22 protein-coding genes are annotated in these 23053 nt (G+C 72.4%); 10 read left to right on the forward strand and 12 right to left on the reverse strand.

Annotated elements, in window-relative coordinates; genetic code table 11:
• The first annotated feature begins 70 nt into the window (after nt 1-70).
• A complete protein-coding gene (locus OG439_RS43800; protein ID WP_326946254.1) occupies nt 71-886 on the forward strand; it encodes a DUF1206 domain-containing protein in 816 nt (271 codons plus the stop codon).
• On the opposite strand, the gene OG439_RS43805 is transcribed toward OG439_RS43800, so the two are convergent.
• Nucleotides 883-2739, reverse strand: coding sequence for a translation factor GTPase family protein (locus OG439_RS43805; protein ID WP_326946255.1), 1857 nt, complete (start codon nt 2737-2739; stop codon nt 883-885). The genes OG439_RS43800 and OG439_RS43805 overlap by 4 nt on opposite strands.
• A 256-nt stretch (nt 2740-2995) precedes the next feature.
• On the opposite strand from OG439_RS43805, the gene OG439_RS43810 reads away from it, so the two are divergent.
• The gene (locus OG439_RS43810) at nt 2996-3436 is read left to right on the forward strand and encodes a DoxX family protein (RefSeq protein ID WP_326946256.1); all 441 of its coding nucleotides are present in this window, start codon (nt 2996-2998) and stop codon (nt 3434-3436) included.
• A gap of 84 nt (nt 3437-3520) precedes the next feature.
• On the opposite strand, the gene OG439_RS43815 is transcribed toward OG439_RS43810, so the two are convergent.
• Nucleotides 3521-4231, reverse strand: coding sequence for a TIGR03089 family protein (locus OG439_RS43815; RefSeq protein ID WP_326946257.1), 711 nt, complete (start codon nt 4229-4231; stop codon nt 3521-3523).
• Between the two features lie 107 nt (nt 4232-4338).
• Between OG439_RS43815 and OG439_RS43820 the strand changes: the two genes are divergently transcribed.
• The gene (locus tag OG439_RS43820) at nt 4339-5175 is read left to right on the forward strand and encodes an NAD(P)H-binding protein (RefSeq protein WP_326946258.1); all 837 of its coding nucleotides are present in this window, start codon (nt 4339-4341) and stop codon (nt 5173-5175) included.
• An 83-nt stretch (nt 5176-5258) separates the two neighbouring features.
• On the opposite strand, the gene OG439_RS43825 is transcribed toward OG439_RS43820, so the two are convergent.
• Together OG439_RS43825 and OG439_RS43830 are read right to left on the reverse strand one after the other, a co-directional pair.
• Complete coding sequence (locus OG439_RS43825; RefSeq protein ID WP_326946259.1) at nt 5259-6503, reverse strand: LCP family protein; 1245 nt, start codon at nt 6501-6503, stop codon at nt 5259-5261.
• A gap of 38 nt (nt 6504-6541) precedes the next feature.
• Nucleotides 6542-8074, reverse strand: a complete 1533-nt coding sequence (locus tag OG439_RS43830; protein WP_326946260.1) for an LCP family protein — start codon at nt 8072-8074, stop codon at nt 6542-6544.
• 136 nt (nt 8075-8210) lie between these two features.
• On the opposite strand from OG439_RS43830, the gene rfbB reads away from it, so the two are divergent.
• Both rfbB and rfbD read left to right on the forward strand, forming a co-directional pair.
• Nucleotides 8211-9200, forward strand: a complete 990-nt coding sequence (gene rfbB, locus OG439_RS43835) for a dTDP-glucose 4,6-dehydratase (RefSeq protein ID WP_326946261.1) — start codon at nt 8211-8213, stop codon at nt 9198-9200.
• Between the two features lie 5 nt (nt 9201-9205).
• A complete protein-coding gene (gene rfbD, locus OG439_RS43840; protein WP_326946262.1) occupies nt 9206-10099 on the forward strand; it encodes a dTDP-4-dehydrorhamnose reductase in 894 nt (297 codons plus the stop codon).
• 14 nt (nt 10100-10113) lie between these two features.
• On the opposite strand, the gene OG439_RS43845 is transcribed toward rfbD, so the two are convergent.
• The 3 genes from OG439_RS43845 to OG439_RS43855 form a co-directional block, all read right to left on the reverse strand.
• Complete coding sequence (locus OG439_RS43845; protein WP_326946263.1) at nt 10114-11199, reverse strand: glycosyltransferase family 4 protein; 1086 nt, start codon at nt 11197-11199, stop codon at nt 10114-10116.
• Complete coding sequence (locus OG439_RS43850; RefSeq protein WP_326946264.1) at nt 11192-13702, reverse strand: glycosyltransferase; 2511 nt, start codon at nt 13700-13702, stop codon at nt 11192-11194. Before OG439_RS43850 ends, OG439_RS43845 begins: the two co-directional genes overlap by 8 nt.
• Nucleotides 13703-13816: 114 nt before the next feature.
• Entirely contained in the window at nt 13817-14767 is a 951-nt protein-coding gene (locus OG439_RS43855) for a glycosyltransferase family 2 protein (RefSeq protein ID WP_326946265.1), read from the reverse strand.
• Nucleotides 14768-14776: 9 nt separating this feature from the next.
• Here OG439_RS43855 and OG439_RS43860 point away from each other — a divergent pair, with 9 nt between their 5' ends.
• Nucleotides 14777-15853 (forward strand): glycosyltransferase family 4 protein, encoded by a 1077-nt coding sequence (locus OG439_RS43860; RefSeq protein ID WP_326946266.1) that lies wholly within the window; start codon nt 14777-14779, stop codon nt 15851-15853.
• Nucleotides 15854-15906: 53 nt separating this feature from the next.
• Nucleotides 15907-17055: a glycosyltransferase family 4 protein gene (locus OG439_RS43865; protein WP_326946267.1), complete on the forward strand. Its 1149-nt coding sequence runs from the start codon at nt 15907-15909 to the stop codon at nt 17053-17055.
• A 103-nt stretch (nt 17056-17158) separates the two neighbouring features.
• Here the strand turns inward: OG439_RS43865 and OG439_RS43870 are convergent, their stop codons facing one another.
• Nucleotides 17159-17521, reverse strand: a complete 363-nt coding sequence (locus OG439_RS43870) for a hypothetical protein (RefSeq protein WP_326946268.1) — start codon at nt 17519-17521, stop codon at nt 17159-17161.
• A gap of 661 nt (nt 17522-18182) precedes the next feature.
• Here OG439_RS43870 and OG439_RS43875 point away from each other — a divergent pair.
• Nucleotides 18183-19043, forward strand: a complete 861-nt coding sequence (locus tag OG439_RS43875) for a glycosyltransferase family 2 protein (protein WP_326946269.1) — start codon at nt 18183-18185, stop codon at nt 19041-19043.
• Here the strand turns inward: OG439_RS43875 and OG439_RS43880 are convergent.
• On the reverse strand, nt 19040-19531 hold the full coding sequence (locus tag OG439_RS43880) for a hypothetical protein (RefSeq protein ID WP_326946270.1): 492 nt from the start codon (nt 19529-19531) through the stop codon (nt 19040-19042). The two genes, OG439_RS43875 and OG439_RS43880, sit on opposite strands and share 4 nt — an antisense overlap.
• A 141-nt stretch (nt 19532-19672) precedes the next feature.
• On the opposite strand from OG439_RS43880, the gene OG439_RS43885 reads away from it, so the two are divergent.
• Nucleotides 19673-20761 carry an NDP-sugar synthase gene (locus OG439_RS43885; protein ID WP_326946271.1) on the forward strand — a complete coding sequence of 363 codons (1089 nt, stop codon included), beginning with the start codon at nt 19673-19675 and terminating at the stop codon, nt 20759-20761.
• 3 nt (nt 20762-20764) lie between these two features.
• Nucleotides 20765-21661 (forward strand): DNA-3-methyladenine glycosylase family protein, encoded by an 897-nt coding sequence (locus tag OG439_RS43890; RefSeq protein ID WP_326946272.1) that lies wholly within the window; start codon nt 20765-20767, stop codon nt 21659-21661.
• Between the two features lie 133 nt (nt 21662-21794).
• On the opposite strand, the gene OG439_RS43895 is transcribed toward OG439_RS43890, so the two are convergent.
• From OG439_RS43895 to OG439_RS43905, 3 genes are read right to left on the reverse strand one after another with little or no spacing between them, the layout of a single operon-like run.
• Nucleotides 21795-22100, reverse strand: a complete 306-nt coding sequence (locus OG439_RS43895) for a hypothetical protein (protein WP_326946273.1) — start codon at nt 22098-22100, stop codon at nt 21795-21797.
• A 3-nt stretch (nt 22101-22103) separates the two neighbouring features.
• Nucleotides 22104-22475 carry a GntR family transcriptional regulator gene (locus OG439_RS43900; RefSeq protein WP_247060967.1) on the reverse strand — a complete coding sequence of 124 codons (372 nt, stop codon included), beginning with the start codon at nt 22473-22475 and terminating at the stop codon, nt 22104-22106.
• Nucleotides 22472-23053 (reverse strand): hypothetical protein, encoded by a 582-nt coding sequence (locus OG439_RS43905; protein WP_326946274.1) that lies wholly within the window; start codon nt 23051-23053, stop codon nt 22472-22474. The genes OG439_RS43900 and OG439_RS43905 overlap by 4 nt, the downstream gene beginning before the upstream one ends.

Below are 23053 nucleotides of genomic sequence, written 5' to 3' on the forward strand. Positions count from 1 at the left end.
GTCCCATCACGGTGGGCGATTAGGCCGCATGGCGCAGCCGATCGGGCTTCGCACTGGGTACCCAGCAGGCATGAACCGGACAGCGGCCACGGCCCAACGAGGCGAAAAGACCGATACCGCGCAGTTGCTCGGCCGGATCGGGATGGCCTGTTACGGCTTGGTCCACCTCGTCCTCGCCTACCTCGCCCTGCAGGTCGCGTTCGGCAGCGGCGAACAGGCCGACCAGAAAGGTGCCTTGCAGGAGATCGGCTCGAAGGCGTTCGGGCAGGTCCTGCTCTGGGTGCTCGCCCTCGGCCTGGTGCTCTTCGGCCTCTGGCAGTTCATGATGGCCGCCGTCGGGTACACGTGGGTCAGCGGCGGCAAGCGGACGCGCAAGCGGATCGGCGCCGGCGCGCGTGGCGTCGTCGTGATCGCATTGGGCTTCTCGGCTTTCAAGATTGCCATCGGCAGCGGCAGCGGGGGGTCGAGCAACCAGACCCAGCAGGAGTTCACGGCCGAGCTGCTCAAGCTCCCGTTCGGCCCGGCGCTGGTGGTCATCGCCGCGGCGGCCGTGCTCGGCGTCGCGATCGCGTCCGGGGTCAAGGGCGTCAAGAAGAAGTTCCTGGAAGACCTCGACATGAACGACCTGCCGGGCAAGACCAAGCGCTGGGTCACCTGGCTCGGCCAGGCCGGTTACCTCGCCAAGGGCGTCGTGCTGGCGATCGTCGCGGTCCTCCTCGCCTACGCGGGGTTCAACGCCGACCCGAACAAGGCCGGCGGGCTGGACGCCGCCCTGAAGACGCTCGCCGCCCAGCCCTTCGGCACCGTGCTGCTCAGTGTGGTGGCCCTCGGCTTCGCCGCGTTCGGCGCCTACTGCTTCGGCGCGGCCTGGGCCCACAAGCGCTAACGCCGCGCCAGCTGGGCGAGGTACTCCTTGCGGTCCAAGGGGTTGTCGCCCGTGCGCGGGCGTGCCGGCGGCTTCCCGGGGTACGGCCGGTAGTCGTCGAACTCGCTCAGGAAGACGCCCTCGCCCTGCGTGAGCGCGGGCAGGGCCTGGGCGAACTCGTCGACGTGACCGGCCGGGATGGTGCCGTGCAGCGTGCACGACGCCGCGCCCATGGCGGGTTCGCCGGGCACCGCCCGCAGCTCCGCCAGCTTGAGCAGCACCGCGCTGACGGCGTTCGGCGGGATCTCCAGCTCGAAGCGGTGCACCGGCTCGTACACCCGCGTCCCGGCCTCGCGCAGCGCCGCCATCAGCACCAACGGCGTCATCTTGCGGAAGTCGCCCGCGGCGCTGAGCGGGCTGAAGAACGCCGTGTGCGTCAACGTCACCGCGCAGCCGAGCACTTCCCAGCCGTGCAGCCCCTGGTCGAGCGTGCTGTGGACGGTCTCCTCGATCGCCTTGTGGAACGCCAGCGGCAGCGAGCCCAGCTCCACCGACAGGCCGAACGTGACGCCCGGCCCCGGCTCGACGCGCAGCCCGACCGTCGCGAAGAAGTACAGCCGCTGCGCGGGATCCATCTCCTCGACCGCCTCCCCGCGGCCGACCGGCTTCTCGACGTACAGGGTGCTCGTCGGCTCGAACTCGACGTCGATCCCAGCACCCTCGGCCAGCATCGAGCGCAGCACCTCCTTCTGCACTTCGCCGTAGAGCCGCACGGAGAGGTCGTGACCGCGACGCCGGACGTCGATCAGCGGGTCCTCTTCGGACAGTCGGGTCAGTGCGGTGAACAACGCCGCGGTCTGCTCGGGCCGGACCGGCCGCACCACGCTCTCCAGGCTCGGCGGCGCGAACACGCCTTCGCGCGCGCCGCCGGGGGAGCCGAGCCGGTCGCCGATCCGGACGTCCCGCAGGCCGCGCAGCCGGGCGACGTCGCCGGCGAGCGCCACCTCGTCCCCGGCGACCTCGACCGCCGATATGCGCCCGGTGAACGCGGTTTCGGCGCGGTAGAACGAGATCCGCTGTCGTGGCGCCAGTGCGCCGGAGTACAGCCGGGCGTAGGCGATCTTCTCACCGGCGCGGCCGCGGTCGATCTTGAACACCGTCGCGGAGAGCGGCCCGTCGCCGGTTCGCTCGGTGGCCGGGAGCAGCTCGGCCATCGCCGTGACGAGGTCCGCGACGCCCGCGCCGGTGATCGCCGAGCCGGACAGCACGGGGTGCAGCGTGCCGTGGGCGACCTGCCGGGCCAGCTCGGCGCGGCAGGCCGCGGCGTCGACCCGGTCGTCCACATAGGACTCCAGGAACGCGTCGTCGCCGTCGGCCAGCAGCTCGGCCAGCTCGTCGGACGACGTAGCGGCGTTCAGCGCGATCGCCCGCGGCGCCAGCTTCGTGCGGACGTCGTCGAGCAGGTCACGCGCGCCCGGCCGGTCGGTCTTGTTCACGAAGATCAGCGTCGGGATGCCGAGGCGGCGCAGGGTCCGCATCAGCACGCGGGTCTGGGCCTGGACGCCTTCGACGGCGGACACCACGAGGACGGCGCCGTCGAGCACCCGCAGCGCGCGTTCGACCTCGGCGATGAAGTCGGAGTGGCCCGGGGTGTCGATCAGCGTGATCCGGGTGCCGCCGGTCACGAAGGAGGCCACCGCGGAGCGGATGGTGATGCCGCGACGGCGTTCGAGGTCCAGGGAGTCGGTCTGGGTGTCGCCGCCGTCGACGCTGCCGAGCCGGGCGATGGCGCCGGCCTCGAAGAGCAGGCGCTCGGTCAGGCTGGTCTTACCGGCGTCGACGTGCGCGAGAATGCCGATGTTCAGGGTTTTCACGGGTGCGGGAGGTCCTCTGGGATGCGGTGGACAGGCCGGGTCGGACGGTCTGTCGGCGCATCGGGGTCTCCTCGCGGTCGTGGACGCAGGTCAGGCCGAAGATAGCCCGCGGCGGCGGGGTGCGAAACCGGTTTTCAGGCCTCCGTCGTCCCTGTCGGTTCCCTGTCGATCACCCTCCGGAGCTTCGATCACCGGTGCCGGGTGCCCTACTTTGGGTCGGGTCAGTTGAAATTTCACCGATCGGGAGTGGGCACGGATGTTCGGACGATTCAAGGACGTGGCCCTGTTGCTGGGGAGGATCGGCGTCGCGGTCGTCTTCCTCGCGCACGGGATCCAGAAGTGGAACAACGGCGTCGACGGCACGGCGAAGTTCTTCGCCATGACGGGCATCCCGCTGCCCACGGTCGCCGCGATCTTCGCCATGACCGTCGAGATCCTCGGCTCGATCGCGTTCATCGCCGGGTTCCTGATGCCGCTGGTCGGCGTCGGCTACGTCGTGATCTCGGTCGGTGCGCTGCTCTCGGTGCACATCGACAACGGCCTCACCGGCCAGGGCGGCTACGAGCTGGTCCTGGTGCTCGCGCTCGCCGGCCTCGCCCTGGGCTTCAACGGCGGCCGCTTGACGCTGGACCACCTGCTGTGGGGCCGCAAACGCGCCCGCCGCGACACCGAGGTCGGCGAACTCCAGAACGCCTGAGTTCTCAAGTCTGCCGCGGCTGGTCGTGAGTGGTAATGAGGGTTAGAACCCTCATTGCCACTCACGACGGCCGCGGCAGACTGCTTACGCGGGGAGGTCGGCCGTGGTGCGCTCGGCCTCGCGGCGGGCGGACAGCTTGGCCGGGTCCGCGTTGCTGACGTGCACCAGGTGCGCGCCGGCGGCGAGGGGGACGAGCAGGCCGTCGAGGATGCCCTCCGGCCCGCTCCAGTCGCGTGTGGACAGCACGCGGTCGTCCGCGCTCAGGCCGAGCTTCGCCGCGCGGGCACGGGCTTCCGCGAGGATCTCGTCCACTGTGGACTCGAACAGCGCCGCCGTGTCGCCGGGGACCGGGAACAATGGCCGGTACTGGTCGCCCGCCATCCGCGCCTCGGTGAGGTAGTCGAACGCGCCGCCGCCCGGCGGCTCGTCGAGGCCGCGGCCCATCGGGTCCAGCGTCACGACGGCGGTCGCGGCCGCGCCGGTCGGTTCCGGGTCGTCCGGCCCGACGAACGCCACCCGCGCGCCGGTGCCTTCGCGCACCACGCGGGCACCGCTCCACCACGCGCCGAGCAGCACACCGACGGTCTGCCAGTGCGCCGGCAGCTGCACGGCGACGGCGTCGCCCGGCTCGACGTCGAACTCCTCGGTCAGCCAGTTGGCCGTCTTCGCGGCCCAGTTCACGGTCGTCGCCACGGACAGCTCGACGCGGCTGCCGAGCTGGTCGTCGTAGTGGGTGATCAACGGCTTGGCGGGCGAGGCCTGCAGCGGCCGCAGCAGCTCGTCGGTGAGGCTCATGCGCCAAGGCTAAAGCGCGGACCACCCGCCTCGCCGGTTGACACCGGATCACGCCGCTGAGTAGCTTTGCTTTGAAAGCAAATCTATCTGACGGACTGGGGACAGCCATGACCATCCTTGTCACCGGCGCGCGCGGGAACGTCGGCCACGCCGTCGTCGACGCGCTCGTTTCCGCAGGTCAAGACGTCCGTGCGGCGAGCCGCGACGCGACCACGCTCGACGTCCCGGACGGCGTCGCGACGGTGAGCGCCGACCTCGAACGCCCGGAAACCCTCGACGCCGCGCTCGACGGCGTCGGCTCGGTGTTCCTCTACACGCAACGCCAGGGGATCGACGGCTTCGTGAAGGCGGCCGAAGCGGCCGGCGTGCGGCACGTCGTGCTGCTGTCGTCGGGCGCGACGCTCGAGCCGCGGTCCGCGCGGAGCCGGATCGCCCAGCTGCACCGCGCGGTCGAGGAGGCGCTGATCGCGGCGTCGTTCGGGGAGACGCTGCTCAACCCCGGCGCGTTCGCCACCAACGCACTGGGCTGGCGCGCGGGCATCGCCGACGGCGTCGTCCGCACCGCCTACCCCGACTCGCGCAGCGGCGCGATCCACGAGCGGGACATCGCCGACGTCGCGGCCAGGATCCTCGTCGACGGGTCGCACGTCGGCGCCGCCCTGCCGCTGAGCGGGCCGGAGCCGATCAGCTTCCGGGAACAGGCGGCGGTCCTCGCGGAAGTCCTCGGCCGGCCGCTGCGGGTCGAGGAGCTGACCCCGGAGCAGGCCGCCGCGCAGATGACGGCGCTGGGCTGGCCGCCCGAGGTGCCGCCGGAGGTCCTCCGGGCCATGGAACGGACGACGCGGGAGCCCTCGGTGGTCACCGACGTCGTCCGCGACGTCACCGGGAACGCGCCGCGCACGTTCCGCCAGTGGGCCGAAGACCACCGCGCCGACTTCGCGTGACAAAGCCGCACTTTCACTGGGAAAGATGTGCCCGCGGGGGCCGGTGACGCATCTTTCCTAGGGAAAGTGGCGAATTTTGGGGCTCAGTTGACGCAAGTGACGGTTGGGGTTGCTGCGCCGCTGGCCGAGCCGCCGCCCGCGGGCTGAGCCGCGCTGCGCCCGGCCAGGCCGGCCACGAACTGCCGGACCGCCTGCGGGTCGATCTCGACGATGCTCTGGCCGTCTTCGCTGCGGCCGTTCGCGGTGATCACCGGGATCGTCGCGAACGCCAGGTCGCCGGACGCGATGCCCTTGGCCTGCTGCGCGAACTGCAGCAGGTCCAGGCCCGGGTCGAGGGTGAGCGACCGGTGGACGACGTCGGTCAGGTTGCTCAGCGTCCCCGGGCTCGTCAGCGTCCCGGCCGAGAGCACCTGGTGCAGCGCGGAGGACAGGAACGCCTGCTGCCGCACGATCCGGTCGAGGTCGCCGCGCGGCAGGTTCTTGCGCTGCCGGACGAAGGAAAGCGCTTCGCCGCCCGACACGGTCTGCTCGCCGCGGCGGAAGTCCGCCCCGGAGTCCTTGTCCTCGGTCGCGTGGTTCAAGCACACCTTGACGCCGCCGAGCGCCTCCGTGAGCAGGTAGAAGCCCAGCAGGTTGACCTCGGCGTAGTGGTCGATCCGCACCTGCGTGAGGTCCTGCACGGCCTGCACCAGGACCCGGCGGCCCTCGGTGTCGGAGTCGCGCTCGATCTTCGCCTGGTCGCGCTCGCCCTGGCCGCGCAACGTCTGGGCGTAGTGCGCCTTCGCGATGCCGTACGCCGAGTTGATCTTGGCCTTGCCCCGGCCCGGGATCTCGGTCCAGGTGTCGCGCGGGATCGAGACGGCCGACGGCTTCCCGCCGTCCTTCGGCACCCGCAGCAGGATCACGGTGTCCGTGTTGACGGCGCCGTTGTTCGCCTCGGTCCGCAGCTCGCGCAGCACCCGCGCCGGCAGTGCGTTGCCCTGCGCGTCCGTCCGCGCGTCGCTGCCGACGAGCAGGATGTCGTCCGCGCCGTCGTCGGCCGGCGGGGGAGCGGGCTCGCCGGCCCGCGGCGTCAGCGCGTCGGTCGTCGGGACGGTGCTCTGCAGCTGGTCCTTCGTGACGTAGGCGTAGCCGCTCGCGCCCAGGGCGATCAGCGAGACGAGGCCGACGGCGATCCGGCGCGTCACCCGGCCGGCGCGGCGCGCGCGGGACGGCGAGGGCGGTTCGGGGATCGGCTGACGCGGGAACGGCGAAGGCTTCCACTCGGGCTCGTCGCTCTGCGTCACCGCCTCGGCGGCCGGTTCCGGCTGTTCTTGGTCGTCATCCACCCCTTGTTCCCCTCCCCCGGACACACTGAGTACTCAGTCTAGTTGACGCAGGGGACGTCGCCCGCCGTGATCGGCGGCGCGGCGGGGGGAGCACTCGACGGGGTGGAGGTCTGGACCGGTGGCTTCGACGGCGTCGTCGACGGCGCCCCGCCCGACCCGGCGGCCGAGCTCTTGAAGTCCTTGCCCAGCAGCACGCGCACGTGCCCGGCGGTGACGTCCTTGTCCGGCTCGGCCTGGATCGCCGTGCCCAGGACCTGCTTGACGAGGCCCAGCGCGGTGTCGTCGGCCGGGTTGTACCGGACGACGGTGGTGTTGCGGGTGCTCAGCTTCTGGTCGGCGGGGAGCGTGAAGCCCTTGCTCTGCAGCGTCGAGTGCGTCTGGGTGGCCAGCGTCGGCGAGCCCGAGCCGTCGAACAGCTCCACCGTGACGGCGTTCGCGCCGGGCAGCTGCGCCTGCGCCGGGCCGGCCGGGGTGTCGCCGTCGGAGGTCAGGCGCGTCACCTCCGCCTGCACCGCGGCCGGGTCGACGCGCAGCACGTCGGCGCCGCCGATGACCGCGTTGCCCTGGGTCGGGATGGTGTGGAACTCGATGTTGCCGCCGGTCAGCCCGCGCATCTGCTCGGCGAACTCGCTCAGGTCCCAGCCCTGGGACAGCACCACGGACTTCTTCACCGCGGACACCAGGTCGGCGATCTTCGTCGGGCTGGTCAGCACGTCGGTCGAGATGACCTTGCGGGCCAGCCCGGACAGGAACGCCTGCTGGCGCGCGATCCGGTCGAGGTCGGCGTTGGGCAGGTCGTAGCGCTGGCGGACGAAAGCGAGCGCCTGCACGCCTTCGATGCTCTGCCGCCCGCCCGGCAGGTCGACGCCGGACTTCTTCTCCTTGACCGGGCCCTTGAGGCAGACCTCGACGCCGCCGATCGACTGCGTGATCTCGTAGAAGCTCGCCAGGTTGACCTCGGCGTAGCGGTCGATCATGCCGGGCTTGCCGATGAACTTCTCGATCGTCGCGATCAGGTTCTTCCGCCCGGCGACCTTGGCCTGCGCGTCGGCCTGCTTCAGGTCGGTCATGCCCTGGCGCTGCAACGTTTTGTAGGTGTCCGTGTACGCGTAGACGAACGCGCTGTTGAGCTTGTGCTTGCCGTAGCCACCGGCCAGCTCGACCCAGGAGTCGCGGGGGAACGAGATCGCGACGGCGTGCTTCCCGTTCTGGGGGATGTGCACCAGGATCATCGTGTCGGTGTTGAGCTCGCCGTCCGAGACGCCGGCGTGCAGCATGTCCAGCACTTCGCGCGGCAGCGGGTTGCCCTGCGCGTCGGTGCGGCTGTCCTGCCCGACGAGGAGGATGTCGACCGCGCCGTCGAGCGGCTTGGCGTGCGCCTCGGTGTCGGCGAAGACGTTCGTGGTGGTCAGGCCGGTGTTCGGGTCACCGATGAAGTGCCAGCCGTACCAGGTCAGTGCCAGGATCGCGACGGACAGCAACGAGACGACCACCTTGCCGCCGCGGCGGGCGAAGATGGCGACACCGTGGCGACGGCGCACCGGGACGGGCGGCGCAGGCCAATCGGTCACGCGCTTCCTCCCTGCGAACCCCGTGCTTCCCCCAGGGCACCCGTGTGCCTCCACCCGGACTCTACTGAGGGTGTTGTGGGGCCTCCGTAGGCTGGGGTCCGGTTGCCCCCGACGGGGGCCGAGGAGAGGCGGGAAGATGCGGGTCCTGGTCACCGGTGGTGCGGGCTTCATCGGGTCGCACTACGTCCGGCAGGCGCTGAGCGGCGCGTACCCGGCACTGCGTGACGCCGAGGTGGTCGTGCTGGACAAACTCACCTACGCCGGCAACGAGGTCAACCTGGCCCCCGTCGCCGCCGACCCGCGGCTGCGGTTCGTCCGCGGCGACATCTGTGACACCGCGCTGGTCGCGGAGGTCATGAGTGGTGTGGACCTCGTGGTGCACTTCGCCGCGGAGTCGCATGTGGACCGCTCGATCCTCGGCGGCGCGGACTTCGTGCTGACGAACGTGCTGGGCACGCACAACCTGCTGCAGGCGGCCGTCGAAGCCGGCGTCGGCAAGTTCGTCCACGTGTCCACCGACGAGGTGTACGGCTCGATCGAGACCGGGTCCTGGACCGAGGACCAGCTGCTGGAGCCGAACTCGCCGTACTCCGCGTCGAAGGCGTCCTCCGACCTGGTGGCGCGGTCGTACTTCCGCACCCACGGGCTGCCGGTCTGCATCACCCGGTGTTCCAACAACTACGGTCCGTACCAGTTCCCCGAGAAGCTCATCCCGCTGTTCGTGACGAGCCTGCTCGACGGCCGGAAGGTGCCGCTCTACGGCGACGGGCTCAACGTCCGTGACTGGCTGCACGTGGACGACCACTGCCACGGCATCCAGCTGGTCGCCGAGGCGGGCCGGCCGGGCGAGATCTACAACATCGGCGGTGGCCTCGAGCTGACGAACCGCGAGCTGACCGAGCGGCTCCTGGACGCGCTCGGCGCGGGCTGGGACAGCGTCGAGCCGGTCGAGGACCGCAAGGGCCACGACCGCCGGTACTCGGTGGACGTCACGAAGATCGGCGAGGAGCTGGGGTACGCTCCGCGCGTGTCCTTCGAGGACGGTCTGGCCGCGACAGTGGCCTGGTACACGGACAATCGCGCGTGGTGGGAGCCCCTGGCGGAGCGGGCCGCGCTCAAGAAGTAGAGGATGTGCTCGTGCGGCTGACGGTGCTCGTGCCCGGCGGTTCCGGACAGCTCGGCCGGGATCTCGCCGCCGCATCGGGCGACGAAGTGGACGTCGTCGCGCCGGGGTCGGCGGAGCTGGACCTGACGCGGACCGGCCAGGTGCTGGCCGCGGTCGGCGCGCTCGCCGACCGCGCGCGCGAAGCGGGTTCGGCCGCCGTCGTGATCAACGCGGCGGCCTACACCGCGGTCGACGCGGCGGAGACGGACGAGGAGCGCGCGTTCGCGGTCAACGCCGACGGCCCGCGCGTGCTCGCCGCGGCGTGCGCGTCCCGGCGGGTGCCGCTGATCCACGTGTCCACGGACTACGTCTTCCCGGGCGACGCTTCGGCGCCGTACGAGCCTTCGGACGAGCTGGGCCCGCGCAGCGCGTACGGCCGTACGAAGGCGGCGGGCGAGGACGCGGTGCTCGGCTCGGGCGCGTCGTCCTGGGTGGTGCGCACCGGCTGGCTGTACGGCAAGTCGGGCACGAACTTCGTGAAGACCATGGCCCGCTTGGAGGCCTCGAACCCGGAACTGTCCGTTGTGGACGATCAGGTCGGCGGTCCCACGTGGACGGCGGACCTCGCGGCGGGCCTGCTGGAGCTGGCGTCCCGGGCGGCCACGGGCGACGGGCCGGAGCAGCGGGTGCTGCACTGCACGAACGCGGGTTCGGTCAGCTGGTGCGGCTTCGCGCGCGCCGTCTTCACGCAGCTGGGCGCGGATCCTGCGCGGGTGAAGCCGTGCACGACGGAGGAGTTCCCGCGGCCGGCGCCGCGGCCGGCGTACTCGGTGCTGTCACCGGCGTCGTGGAAGGAAGCGTGGCTGACGCCGTTGCGGCCGTGGGAAGACGCGCTGGCCGCGTACTTCGCGGCCGAGTGAGCTGATTGAACGACTCAGTGGCGGCCTGAGGCGAGGCGGTACGCGCCCACCGTCAGTTCGGCGCACGTGTGCCACGTGAAGCTCGCCGCCTGGGCGCGCCGTGCGGCGGACGTCGCCACCGCGTGCGGGTCGATCACCGCGGTGCGCAGGGCTTCGGCCAGGCCGTCGACGTCGCCGTACGGGACCAGGCTGGCGCAGTCGCCCGCGACCTCGCGCAGGGCCGGGATGTCCGTGCACACCACCGGGACGTCCGAGGCCATCGCCTCCAGCACCGGCAGCCCGAAACCCTCGTCACGCGAGGGCAGCACCAGCGCCGACGCGCCCGCGACCACCGTGCGCAGGTCCACATCGGACAGATAGCCGGTCTGGCGCGAGCGTGACGTGCTGGGGAACGGGCCCGGGCCGGCGAACACCAGGTCCGGCAGGTCCGGGGCCGCTTCGTGCGCGCGGACCAGCCAGTCGAGGCCCTTGCGCGGCCCGGCCGCCCCGGCGAACAGCAGGTACCGGGCCGGGAGACCCAGGCGCGCGCGGCGCTCGTCGTCCGGCGGGCGCGCGGTGAACCACGCCGCGTTGACACCCAGCGGCGTCACGACGATCTTGGCGCGGTCGACGTCCAGCCGCTCCGCGACCGCGTCGGCCACCGCGGCCGTCGGGGTGCAGATCACGTCCGCGCGGCGGGCGCCGCGGCGGACCAGTTCCGGGAGGTCGCGGTCGCTCGGGGCGAGCTCCGCGGGGTTGTCCATGAAGGCCAGGTCGTGGATCGTGACGACGCCCGCGGCGCGGAACCGGCCCGGCAGCACGAAGTTCGTGCCGTGCACGACATCGGTCGAGCCGGCGAACAGCTCCACCGGCGGGAAGTCCGAGCGCAGCCACGTCATCCGCAGCAGCCGCGCCGCCACCGGCATCCCGCGGGCCCGCACGCCGTGCGGCAGCACGTGCCGCAGCCGCCGCCAGCCGCGCAGCGTGAACGCCACCGCGCGCGTGTCCACCTCGGGGTTCGACGCCAGTTCCTCGCTCAGCGCCGCGGTGTACCGGCCGATGCCGGTGCGGGAGCCGAGCAGCGGCGTGCCGTCGAGGAGGACGCGAAGCGGTTTAGCCACGACGCATCCGTTGCCTGGCAACCTTGATGACCCGGCCGCCGACGCGCCGCGCCAGCTCGGACGGGCCGCCGTCGGCGAGGTACTCGCGGATCAGGTCGGTGTCGCGGCGCAGCATCGCCCGGCCGCGCACCGCCGGCGTCGTCACCAGGTCGGCCGACCCGGGCAGGCGGTCGGCCGCCGGGCGCGGGTCGCGGCAGAACTCGACCAGCGGCTTCAGCGCCTCCGGCCAGGCGTACCGCTGCGCCACCGCGGCGATCCGCTCGACGCAACCGGCGGCGAACTCCTCGTCGTACAACGACTTTTCCAGCGCGTCGGCCAGTGCTCCGGCGTCCTCGGCCGGGACGACGACGCCGAGCTTCTCGGCCCGCACCAGGTCGGCGAACGAGTCGCCGTCGGTGGTGACGATCGGCAGCCCGGCCCACAGGTAGTCGAGCACCCGGGTGCGGAACGCGAACGTCGTCTCGACGTGCTCGTAGTGCGTGGTGACGCCGCAGTTCGCGTCGAGCAGCCAGTTCTGGCGTTCCTGGTAGGGCACCCACTGCTCGTTGAAGTAGACGTGCTTGTCGGTCAGCCCCAGCGAATCCGCCAGCCGGATCGTCCGCGCGCCGATGTCCATCTCGGCGACCTCGGGGTTCGGGTGCTTCATCCCGAGGAACACCAGCCGGACGTCACCGCGGCGGCGGCGCAGCTCGTCGATCGCGCGCACCAGCGTCAGCGGGTCGAACCAGCTGTAGACCCCGCCGGCCCAGATCACGACGTGGTCGGTGCCGCCGATGCCCAGCGCCGAGCGGAGGCCCGGCCCGGTGCGGGCGGGCGGTTCCGGCGACAGTCCGAAGGGGACGACCGCGAGCAGCGACTGCGTGGTCGGGTCGGCGTCGTAGAGGCGCGGTGAGAGGCGGCCGAGCGCGGCCAGGTGGCCGAGCCAGAAGTGGCGCTGCCGCTCGGACGCGCACAGGAAGAAGTCGCCGCGTTCGAGCTGCGCGTCGAGGACCTTCGTGACGCCCACCAGGTCCGCCGCGCGCTTGTCGTCGGCGACGCCCTTGCCCTGCTCCAGCAGTTCGAGGTGCATCGGGTCGTAGAGGTCGGCGACGACGATCTTGCCCGAGTGCTGCTTCTTCAGCGACGGCGCGAGTTCGAGCACGTGCCCCTGCAGCACGACGACGTCGGCCCAGACGATCGGCGCTTCCAGCTCGTGGCGCTTGCCGGCGCTGACCCGGAACGGCGCGGGCGGCGGCGTGGCCAGCGGGTTCGTCGTGACGAGGTGGACGTCGTGCTCGGCGGACAGCGCGAGCGCGATGTTCCAGGCGCGGATCGCCGGGCCGGCCATCCGCTCGGTGAGCGCGTCGCCGGTGATCACCAGGATCTTGCGGCGCTGCCCGAACGCCTTCTCGATGCCGAACGCTTCGACGAGGATGTCGTGCGCGGCGAGGTAGCGCGGCAGCGGGTACGCGGGCTCCAACGCCTTGCGCAGCAAGGGAAGCAGGTCGGCGTCGGTGCGCACGCGGGCGGCCTGCTCGACCGCGCGGGACTCGGCCAGCGACGGCAGCAGCTCGACGAACTGGTCGATCGCGAGGATCCCGGCCAGCGTGGTCCGCGGGATCGCGACGTCGCCGGATTCGATCGGGCCGACGCCCTGCTCGAGGTCGAGCTGCGTCGCGTCGAGGTCGCCCCGCGCGGTGGCCCGGCGAACGGCCAGCGCGAGCGCCGCCGGCAGCGCCTTGACCAGGGTTTCGTCGGAGAGGTTCTTGTACAGCGCGGCCAGGGCGTTGCGCTCCAGCAGGAAGGTCTCGCGGCCGGTCTCCGGCGCGTCGACCGAGGCCATCGTGCCGTGGTGGCGGTGGTAGGTCAGCGACTCCGGCACGTACCGGACGCGCCAGCCGCGCAGGTTGAGCCGCCAGCCGAGGTCGACGTCCTCGTAGAACATGAAGAACCGCTCGTCGAAGCCGCCGAGCTCGGCGAACACGCTCGCGCGGACGAACAGCGCCGAGCCGGTGCCGAACAGGACGTCCTTCGCGACCGCGTGCTCGGCGGCCGGGACGTCGGCCAGCGGGCTGCCCGCGTGGCGCTTGTAGCCCATGCCGAACCAGGTCAGGCCGCCGTCGACGAAGTCGGCGCCGGTGCCGTCCCAGTCGAGGACCTTGCTGGCCACGGCGGCGACGCGGGGTTGCGCGCGCAGCTCGGCGACGGCGGCGGACACCCAGCCGGGCGCCGGGCGCGCGTCGTTGTTGAGGAAGGCGACGACCGTGCCCTTGGCGTGGCGCGCCCCGAGGTTGCAGCCGCCGGCGAACCCGGTGTTGCGCCCGGCCTCGATGACCCGCGCGCCGGGGACGGCCTCGCGGATACGCGCGGCGTCCGCGCTGCCCGGGGTGTTCTCGACGCAGATCAGCTCGAGGTCGGCGTAGTCGTGGTCGGCGAGCGCGCGCAGGCAGGTGATCGTGTCGTCGGCGCCGTGGTAGTTGACCACGACCACCGAGACGAGCGGTTGCTGTTCCCCCTGCGCCAAAGCCAGCTCCTTCGTCGGATTGAGCTCAGCTTACTGTGCCGAAAGTTGCCAATCAGACCGGCAGCCACGGCGGAAACCGGCACCACGAGCGGGACGGCTGCGGTCCGTCTCCGCCTACTTTCGGCCGGATTGACAAACCCCGGCCCATGCCTCCCAGACCGCGCCTCGGCCCAGTGCCGCGCGACGGCCGATCCGGCGCCGGGCCAGCAGCGTCGCCGGCAACCGCGCGCCGACCTCGGCCAGGACCCGGCAGCGCAGGCCGAACCGGAAGTTCGCCGCGGCCGGGCGGCCCCGCAGCGGCAGCACCGCTGTCAACACGGCGAACCGGGCCACCTGGTTCAGCGCGACGCCGCGAGGGGCGCAGCGCAGCAGCATCAGCAGCCGGTTGCGCTCGTTCCAGCGGTGGAACGGCACCGAGCCGGGCTTGCTGCTGACGCCGTGAGCGTGCCGGACCCGGGCGCCGGGCGCCGCGACGACGTCCCAGCCGGCCAGCCGCAGCCGCCACGCCGTGTCGGTGTCCTCGTAGTAACAGAAGAACCCCGCCGGGACGCCGCCCACGGCACGCAGGGCGTCGACGCGCAGCAGCGCCGCGCCGCCGCAGAAGCCGAAGACCTCGCCCGTGGGCTCGGTGAGGTCGGCGCCGTGGCCGTCGGCGGTCAGCCGTACCCCGGCGGACTGCACGGTGCCGCCGGGCAGCACGAGCAGCGCCGTCGCGGCGGCGGCCAGCGGCGACTTCTCCAGCGTGTCTTCGAGGGTTTCCAGCCAGCCGGGCTCGGGTTCGGCGTCGTCGTTGAGCCACGCCATCAACGGCGTCTCGAGCTGTTTCACGGCGACGGCGAGCGCGCCCGCGTAGCCGGTGTTGCGGGGGAGCCGCAGCACTCGCGGCTTGCTCGGGTGGGCCGCGAGCAGTGCGGCCGTCCCGTCGTCGGAGGCGTTGTCCACCACGAGCGTCCGATGTGGACGCGTCTGCGCGGCGAGCGCGTCGAGGCAGGCGGTGACGTGCCCGGCGCCCCGCCAGGTCACGACTACCACCGTGGTGGCGGGATTCGGCGTCACGTCCCGCACAATAGCCGCGTGCCCGAACTGGTCGTGCTCGCCGAGCAGCTCCTCGCGCCCGTGCCCGGTGGCACCGGGCGCTACACGGCCGAGCTGCTCCCCGCGCTCGCGCGGACCGCGCCGCCGGGCTGGACGGTGTCCAGCGTCGTCGCGCGGCACGCCGACGTCGCCGCGGCCGAGCTCGACGGCGTCGAGGGCCCGCGGGTACTGGGGCTCCCGCCGCGGGCGCTGATCGGCGTCTGGCAGCTGGGGATCCCCTGGTGGCCGGGCGGCGACGCGGTGCACGCGCCGACGCCGTTCGCGCCGCCGCGCACCCCGGCCGGGCGGACGCTGAGCGTGACCGTGCACGACACCGTGCCGTGGACCCACCCCGAGACGCTCACCGCGCGTGGCGTCAGCTGGCACCGGTCGATGATCGCGCGGGCCGCGCGCCGCGCGTCCGGGCTGGTCGTGCCGACGCGGGCGGTCGCCGACGAGCTGGCGGTGCTGGTCGACGTCGACGTCCCGGTGCACGTCGTCCCGCACGGCGTGCGCGTCCCGGCGGGGGACGCGCCGCTGGACCTGCCCGCGCGGTACGTGCTGGCCGTCGGCACGATCGAGCCGCGCAAGGGCATCGACGTGCTGATCGACGCCGTCGCCGCGCTGGACGACACGGTGCTCGTGCTCGCCGGGCAGCCGGGCTGGGGCGGCGTCGACCCGGTCGCGCTGGCCGTCGAGCGCGGGTTGCCGCCGGAGCGGCTGCGGGTGCTGGGGAAGGTGCCGGACGCCGAGCTGGCGACCGTGCTGCGCGGGGCGAGCGTGCTGGCCGTGCCGAGCCTCGCCGAGGGCTTCGGGCTGGGCCTGCTGGAGGCGATGGCGGCCGGCGTCCCGGTGGTGCACACCGACGTCCCGGCGCTGGTCGAGGTCGCGGGCGGCGCGGGCGTCACGGTCCCGCGCGGCGACGCGGCGGCCCTGGCGAAAGCCCTGCGTGAGGTGCTCGGTTCACCCGAGCGGGCAGCCGAGTTGACCCGATCGGGGCGTGACCGCGCGAAGTCGTTCACGTGGCGTCGCGCCGCGGAAGCCGTCTGGGCCATCCACCGCCGGGGGCGTAGCTAGCGGGTTTGCCAGTTCCCCACCATGACGCTGCGTCGCCGCCGTACCCTACGGGGGTGAGCGATGATCCCCGGGTCCTGATCGACGCGACCGCGGTGCCCGCGGACCGCGGCGGGGTGGGCCGGTACGTGGATTCGCTCGTCGCCGCGCTGGACGCGGACGGTGCTCGCATCGCCGTCGTCTGCCAGCCGCGGGACCTGCAGCTCTACGATCGGCTGGCGCCGAGGTCACGCATCGTGCCCGCCTCGCCGTCGACGACCACCCGCACCGCGCGGCTGACCTGGGAGCAGGCGACCCTGCCCCGGCTGGTGCGCCGCCTCGGCGCGGACGTCGTCCACTCGCCCCACTACACGATGCCGCTGGCGACGTCGGCCGCTTCGGTCGTCACGCTGCACGACGCGACGTTCTTCACCGACGCCGTCCTGCACTCGTCGGTGAAGGCCCGTTTCTTCCGCGCGTGGACGGCGACGGCGCTGCGCCGCGCGACGCTGTGCGTGGTCCCGTCGGCGGCGACGGCCGCGGAGCTGGCCCGCGTCAGCCCGGTGCGGCACGCGTCGGTGGAGGTCATCCACCACGGCGTCGACACGGAGCGTTTCCACCCGCCGTCCCCGGCGGAGGTTCTCGCCGCGCGCACGGCCGTCGGCCTGGGCCGGACGCCGTACGTGGCGTTCCTCGGGGCGCTGGAGCCACGCAAGAACGTCCCGGCGTTGATCCGCGGCTTCGCCCGCGCGGTAGCCGGGCGGGCTGATGCCCCGGCGCTGGTCCTGGCGGGCCAGCCGGGCTGGGACACGCAGGTCGAGCGCGCGCTGGACGCCGTCCCGCACCGCCTGCGCGTGATCCGCGCGGGCTACCTGCCGTTCGGCACGCTGGCGGGCTTCCTGGGCGGGTCGTCGCTGGTGGCGTACCCGTCACTGGGCGAGGGTTTCGGCTTGCCGGTCCTGGAGGCGATGGCGTGCGGCGCCTGCGTCTTGACGACGCGCAGGCTGTCACTCCCGGAGGTAGGCGGCGACGCGGTCGCGTACTGCGGAGTGGGAGCGGGCGACGTCGCGGCGGCGATCTCGGAACTCCTGGCGGACCCGGGCCGCAGGTCCGAACTGGCGACGGCGGCCCAGCAGCGAGCCAAGGAGTTCTCATGGGCGACCACCGCGGAACGCCACCGGGAGGCGTACGCCAAGGCCTGGTCCCGCCACCTCCGCACCCGCTGACCGCCTTCGGCGGTGGTAACCTGATGATGCGAGGTCCCCGTGGGACCGAGTATGAGAGCCCGCAACGCGTCCGGACGGTCGTCTTGCGGGCTTTTCGCAGTTCTCAGACGGTGAGGACTTCGGCGACCAGCGGGTTCGCCCGGCGCCGCCAGTCACCGCCCGCCCCGAAGCACCACGCCACGGCGTCGGAGATCCACAGCAGGGGCTCGGCTGTGGAGTCGACGTGCTCGTAGGTGAGCTCCGTCTTCGACGGCCGGACTCCCAACGCCAGCTGCAAGGTCCGGCGGTCATGACCGTCGCGGTGGTCGCGGGAGTCGAGGACCAACCGGTGTGCCCGCAACACGAGCAGATCCTCCGCCAAGTGCTCGATGCAACGCTGGCGGGCGGCTTCTTCGGTCTTGGGAGTGCATTCGGCGAGGTAGAGCCGAGCGGAGACCGGCAGCGCCGCGATCCGGTCGATGAGCATCCGGCGGCGAGGTTCCTTCTCCTTCTTGAAATGCAGTTCGCGTGCGCCACGGAGCAGGAGCGAGTCAACGCGCGCCGGGTCGACGTCAGGTGGGCAGGCTCCACAACGGTCGCGCACAACAGGAAGTTGCCGCCGCGCGCTGACTCGTCGACGAAGGCGTGCACCGTCATCGGGTCATCATGGCGCGGTCGATCGTGCGTTCCGCAGTCGGGTGGCTACTTCGAGTGACTTTCGGGAGAGTTCGCTCGCCGAGCGGAACCAGCCAAGGCCTGGTCCCGTCACCTCCGCACCCGCTGCCCCGCGTACCCAGACAGTCGGCTTGCGTACCCAGACCGTCGGTTCACGTACCTGGACGGTCGGCTCGTGAACCGACCCTCCAGCTACGCGAGCCGACCGCTCGAGTGCGCGAGCCGACCGTCTGGGTACGCAATCCGCTCCCACCCGCTGAGCCGTGTGATCGAGGGGTCGACTCGCGTGATTCCGGAGCCGACACGCGTGATCAGAGCGACGACACGGCGTGCGCCCCTGACCTCTGGCGTGTCGACCCTTCAAGCACGCGTGTCGACCTCCTGATCACGTGAGCCGGCCCGCTGGCTTCTCTCACCTTGCTCCTGGCCCGGGGCACCCGCTTCACGCTCGGTGACGCGTGGACAATGGCCGGGTGACTGAGGACTCCCGCTATGGCGATGATGTCGGCGTCGTGACCGTGACCTACTTCTCCGAGGACACCATCGAGCGGTTCCTCGACACCCTCGAGAAGGCCACCGAGCGCGAGGTCAAGGTGGTCGTCGCGGACAACGCTTCCGTCGATGGGGCCCTCGAGGAGGTCACGCGGCCGCGGGCCAACGTGCAGCTGCTCGACATCGGGGAGAACGTCGGTTACGGGACCGCCGCCAACCGCGGCGTCGCCGAGCTCGACGACCGGTACGGCTGGGTCGTCGTCGTCAACCCCGACCTCGAATGGGAGCCCGGCTCGCTCGACGCGCTGCTCGACGTCGCCACGCGGTGGCCGCGCGGGGGTGCGTTCGGGCCGCTGATCCACGACCTCGACGGCACCGTCTACCCGTCGGCGCGGCTGCTGCCCTCGTTCGGCCGGGGCATCGGCCACGCCGCGTTCGCCAAGGTCTGGCCGGCCAACCCCTGGACCAGGCAGTACCGGCAGGAGACCGGCACGCCGGTCGAGCGCGTCGCGGGCTGGCTGTCCGGCTCGTGCCAGCTGCTGCGCCGGGAGGCGTTCGACTCCGTCAGCGGCTTCGACACGCGCTACTTCATGTACTTCGAGGACGTCGACCTCGGCGACCGGCTGGCCAAGGCGGGCTGGCAGAACGTCTACGCGCCGTCGGCGAGCGTGATGCACGAAGGCGGGCACTCGACGTCGCAGGCGTCGGAGAAGATGCTGAAGGCACACCACGACAGCGCCTACCGCTACCTCGCCGACCGCCACCGGGGTCTCGCCTGGAAGCCGCTCCTGGCCGCCGTGAAGCTCGGCCTCAAGCTCCGACTGAAGCTCGAGACCCGCTAGATCCCGTCGAGCCGGCGGGACAGGTCGGACCTGCCGTTGTTCTGCGTCACCGTCGGCACCAGGCCGGTGTCCTCCGGATCGGGCTCCTTCAGCGGGCTCGTGATCGGCTCGGCCTGGGGCCGGCGCGCGAGCGGCGTCGTGACCGGGGTCTTCAACGGCGTCGTCGGCGACGGCGTGCTCAGCGGCGTGGTCACCTGCTGGCGCCGCCCGCCCGCGCCGCTGGCGACGCCTGTGGCGCCGGAGGCCTCCAGCCGCCGGGTCGGCGACTTGCCGGCCAGCGGGTGGTCGTTCTCCTCGATCAGCGACGCCGGCAGCTGCGTGGTCGTGTCCGGGTCCTGGCTTCTGTCGAGGCCGTCGATGGCGGCACGCGGTATCTGCTGCGTGTTCGAGGCGTCCATGGGCGAAATGGCGCTGTCCGGTGTCACCACGAACACACCACGCGCCTGGGCTCGTGCGAGCAGGGCGTCCGCCCGATCGCGGGGGTCCATCCCCTCGGCCTCCCGACTGACCCGGGGCCCTCTGGGGAAAGGCCCGCTAGTTTCCTGTCTAGGGTAGGCCCTCCGGGCGACCTCCGTCAGGGTTTCCCGCGGCTTGTCGCTCAGCGGTGCGTGATACAGGAGGAGATTTCCGTGACGTCCGAGGTCCGAACCGGCGCTGTCGACGCCGTCGTGCTGGTCGGGGGCAAAGGCACCCGGCTGCGGCCGCTCACCCTGTCGGCGCCGAAGCCGATGCTCCCGACAGCCGGGACGCCCTACCTGAGCCACCTGTTCTCCCGCATCCGCGAGGCCGGGATCAGGCACGTCGTGCTGGGGACGAGCTACCGGGCGGAGGTGTTCGAGGAGTACTTCGGCGACGGCGAGGCGATCGGGCTGGAGCTGGAGTACGTCGTCGAGGAGGAGCCGCTCGACACGGCGGGCGCCATCCGCAACGTCTACGACAAGCTGCGCGCCGACCACGTGATCGTCTTCAACGGCGACATCATCTCCGGCTCGGACCTCGGCGAGCAGCTGCGCGTGCACCACGACACCGGCGCCGATGTCACGCTGCACCTGCAGCGCGTCCCGGACCCGAGCCGCTTCGGCTCGGTGCCCACCGACGAAACCGGGCGTGTGCAGGCCTTCCTCGAGAAGACGCCGGACCCGCCGACCGACCAGATCAACGCCGGCTGCTACGTCTTCCGCCGCCCGGTGATCGAGTCGATCCCGACCGGGCGCCGTGTCTCGGTGGAGCGCGAGACGTTCCCCGGCCTGCTGGAGCAGGGCGCGCACATCCACGGGTTCGTCGACGCGTCCTACTGGCTGGACGTCGGCACGCCCGAAGCGTTCGTCCGCGGCTCGGCCGACCTGGTGCGAGGCATCGCGCCGACGTCGGCGCTGCCCGGCCGGACCGGCGAGTTCCTGGTCCTCGACGGCGCTTCCGTGGCCGAGGACGCCGAGCTGTCCGGTGGTTCGACCATCGGCGTCGCGGCCGTCGTCGGCTCCGGCGCGCGGATCGACGGCTCGGTCCTGTTCGACGGCGCGGCCGTCTCCGAAGGCGCGATCGTCGAGAACTCGGTGCTCGGGCACGGCGCGCGCGTCGGCGCCGGCGCGGTGCTGCGCGGCGTGGTGGTGGGCGACGGCGCGTCCGTCGGTGCCGGGTGCGAGCTGCTCGACGGCGCCCGGATCTGGCCCGACGTCGTGCTCCCCGACGGTTCCGTCCGCTTCTCGAGCGACGCGTAGCCGATGTTCTGGCGTCCCGCGTTCGAGGTCGACCTGGGCCGGGTCCTGGGTCCGCTGACGCGTGGGCGCGGATCGCTCAACATCTTCACCGACGAGCGCGGCGTCACCTGGCTGGCGTCGAACACGCCGGACGGCCCCGGCACGCTCGCCTTGCGCAAGCTGGGTGACGGCCGGATCGAGGCCGCCGCGTGGGGTGCCGGGGCGGACCGGCTGCTCAGCGGCGTCCCGGCGCTGCTCGGCGCGGACGACGACGACAGCGGGTTCGTCGCGCACCACGACGTCGTCGCGCGGGCCCGGCGGGAGAACCCCGGCCTGCGGCTCGGCGCGACCGGGTTCGTGTGGGACTGGCTGGTGCTCGCCGTGCTGGAGCAGAAGGTGACCGGCAAGGAAGCGATCCGGTCGTGGGCGGAGCTGTGCCGCCGGTTCGGCGAGCGGGCGCCCGGCCCGGCCCCGGACCGCCTGCGCGTGCCGCCGACGCCGGTGGCGCTGCGGTCGCTGCACGACTGGCACTGGCACCGCGCGGGCGTCGACATCAAGCGGCGGACGGCGCTGCTCAACGCCGCCCGCGTGGCGCACCACCTGGAACGGGCGGTGGAGCTGCGCGGCCGCGAAGGCCGGCTGCTGCTGCGGCACGTGCCGGGCATCGGCGTCTGGACGGCCGCGGAGATCGCGCAGCGCGCGTGGGGCGACCCGGACGCGGTGAGCTTCGGGGACTACAACATCCCGTCGATGGTGGGCCACGCGCTGCTGGGCGCGAAGCTCGACGACGAGGGGATGGCGGAGCTGCTGGCGCCGTACGCGCCGCAACGGCAGCGCGCGGTCCGCTACCTGGAAGCGGCGGGCCACCGCCGCCCGCGTTTCGGCCCGCGCATCGAACTACGCGAATACCGCGCCATGTGAGGACCCCCGGAATGTCCTGAAGGGCACCCTCAGGGACGTAAAAGCCCTGAGGGTGCCCTTCAGGACATGCGGAAAGCCGTGAAGGCCTCCTTCCCGGCTCTTATGGCCGGTAAGGAGGCCTTCACGGCTTGTCCTACTGCTGCGGGGGGTAGCCGCCCTGCTGGGGCGGGTATGGCGGCGGCTGCTGGCCGGGGTAGCCCTGCTGCGGCGGATATTCCGGCTGCTGGGGCGGGTAACCCGGTTGCTGCGGGGGATAACCCGGCTGCTGGCCCGGGTAGCCCTGCTGGGGCGGGTAGCCAGGTTGCTGCGGCGGGTAGCCCGGGAACTGCTGCGGCGGGTACGGCGGCTGCTTCGGCTTCGAGACGTTGATCACGACGATCACGACCGCCGCGATGCCCCCGAGCACCACCAGCAGGATCAACAGCATCAGCACGGTCACGGGTCAGCCGCTCCCTTCGTCGAGCGCGGCGCGGACGATCGACAGCGCCTCGGTTGCGTCCAGGCCGAGCCTACGGGTGACCGCCGCGTACTCGGCCGCGGCCTGCTGGGCCCGGCGGCGCGTCTGGTCGCCGGAGGCGCCGACGAAACTGCCCGCGCGGCCGCGGGTTTCGATCAGCCCGGCCTCTTCCAGCTCCCGGTAGGCCCGCGCGACGGTGTTCGGCGCGATGCCGAGGTCGACCGCCAGCTGCCGCACCGTGGGCAGCTTCGTGCCGACGGCCAGCGAGCGGTCGTTGATCCGCGCCGCGAGCCCGGCACGCACCTGCTCGAACGGCGGCACCGGGGACGCGCTGTCGAAGGGGACGATCGGGCTCACCAGCTCTGCGGCCCCGTTCCCGGACCGGGCGGCGGTTGCTGCGGCGGGTAGTAGCCCTGCTGAGCCGGCGGCGGCCCCGGCGGCACCGGCGCGAAGCCCGGCTGCTGCTGCGGGAATCCCTGCGACGGCGGCGGCCCTTGTGGTGCGGGCGCGAACCCGCCCGGCTGTGGGAAGCCGGCCTGCTGCTGCGGAACACCCGGCTGCGGGAAGTCCTGCGACGGCGACGGGAACCCGGCTTGCTGCTGCGGGAACCCGCCTGGCTGCGGAAACCCTTGCGACGGCTGCGGGAACCCCTGCGACGGCGGCGGCCCCTGCGGTGCCGTCGCGAACCCGCCCGGCTGCGGGAAGCTCTGCGACGGCGGCGCGAAACCCTGCTGCGGCGGGAAGTTCGCGGCGGGGAACTGCCCGCCGGCGCGCATGGCCTCGGTCCGCCGCATCTTCGACACCCGCACCGCGACGACGATCACGAACACGATGATCGCGAGGATCAGCAGGCCGACGACGATGTAGCCGAACACCCCGCTGCCGCTGCCGCCACCGGAGTGGATGTGCACCCGCTCGGGGAACTGCGTAGCCAT

The sequence above is a fragment of the Amycolatopsis sp. NBC_01307 genome (assembly GCF_035975215.1).
Classification (GTDB): domain Bacteria; phylum Actinomycetota; class Actinomycetes; order Mycobacteriales; family Pseudonocardiaceae; genus Amycolatopsis.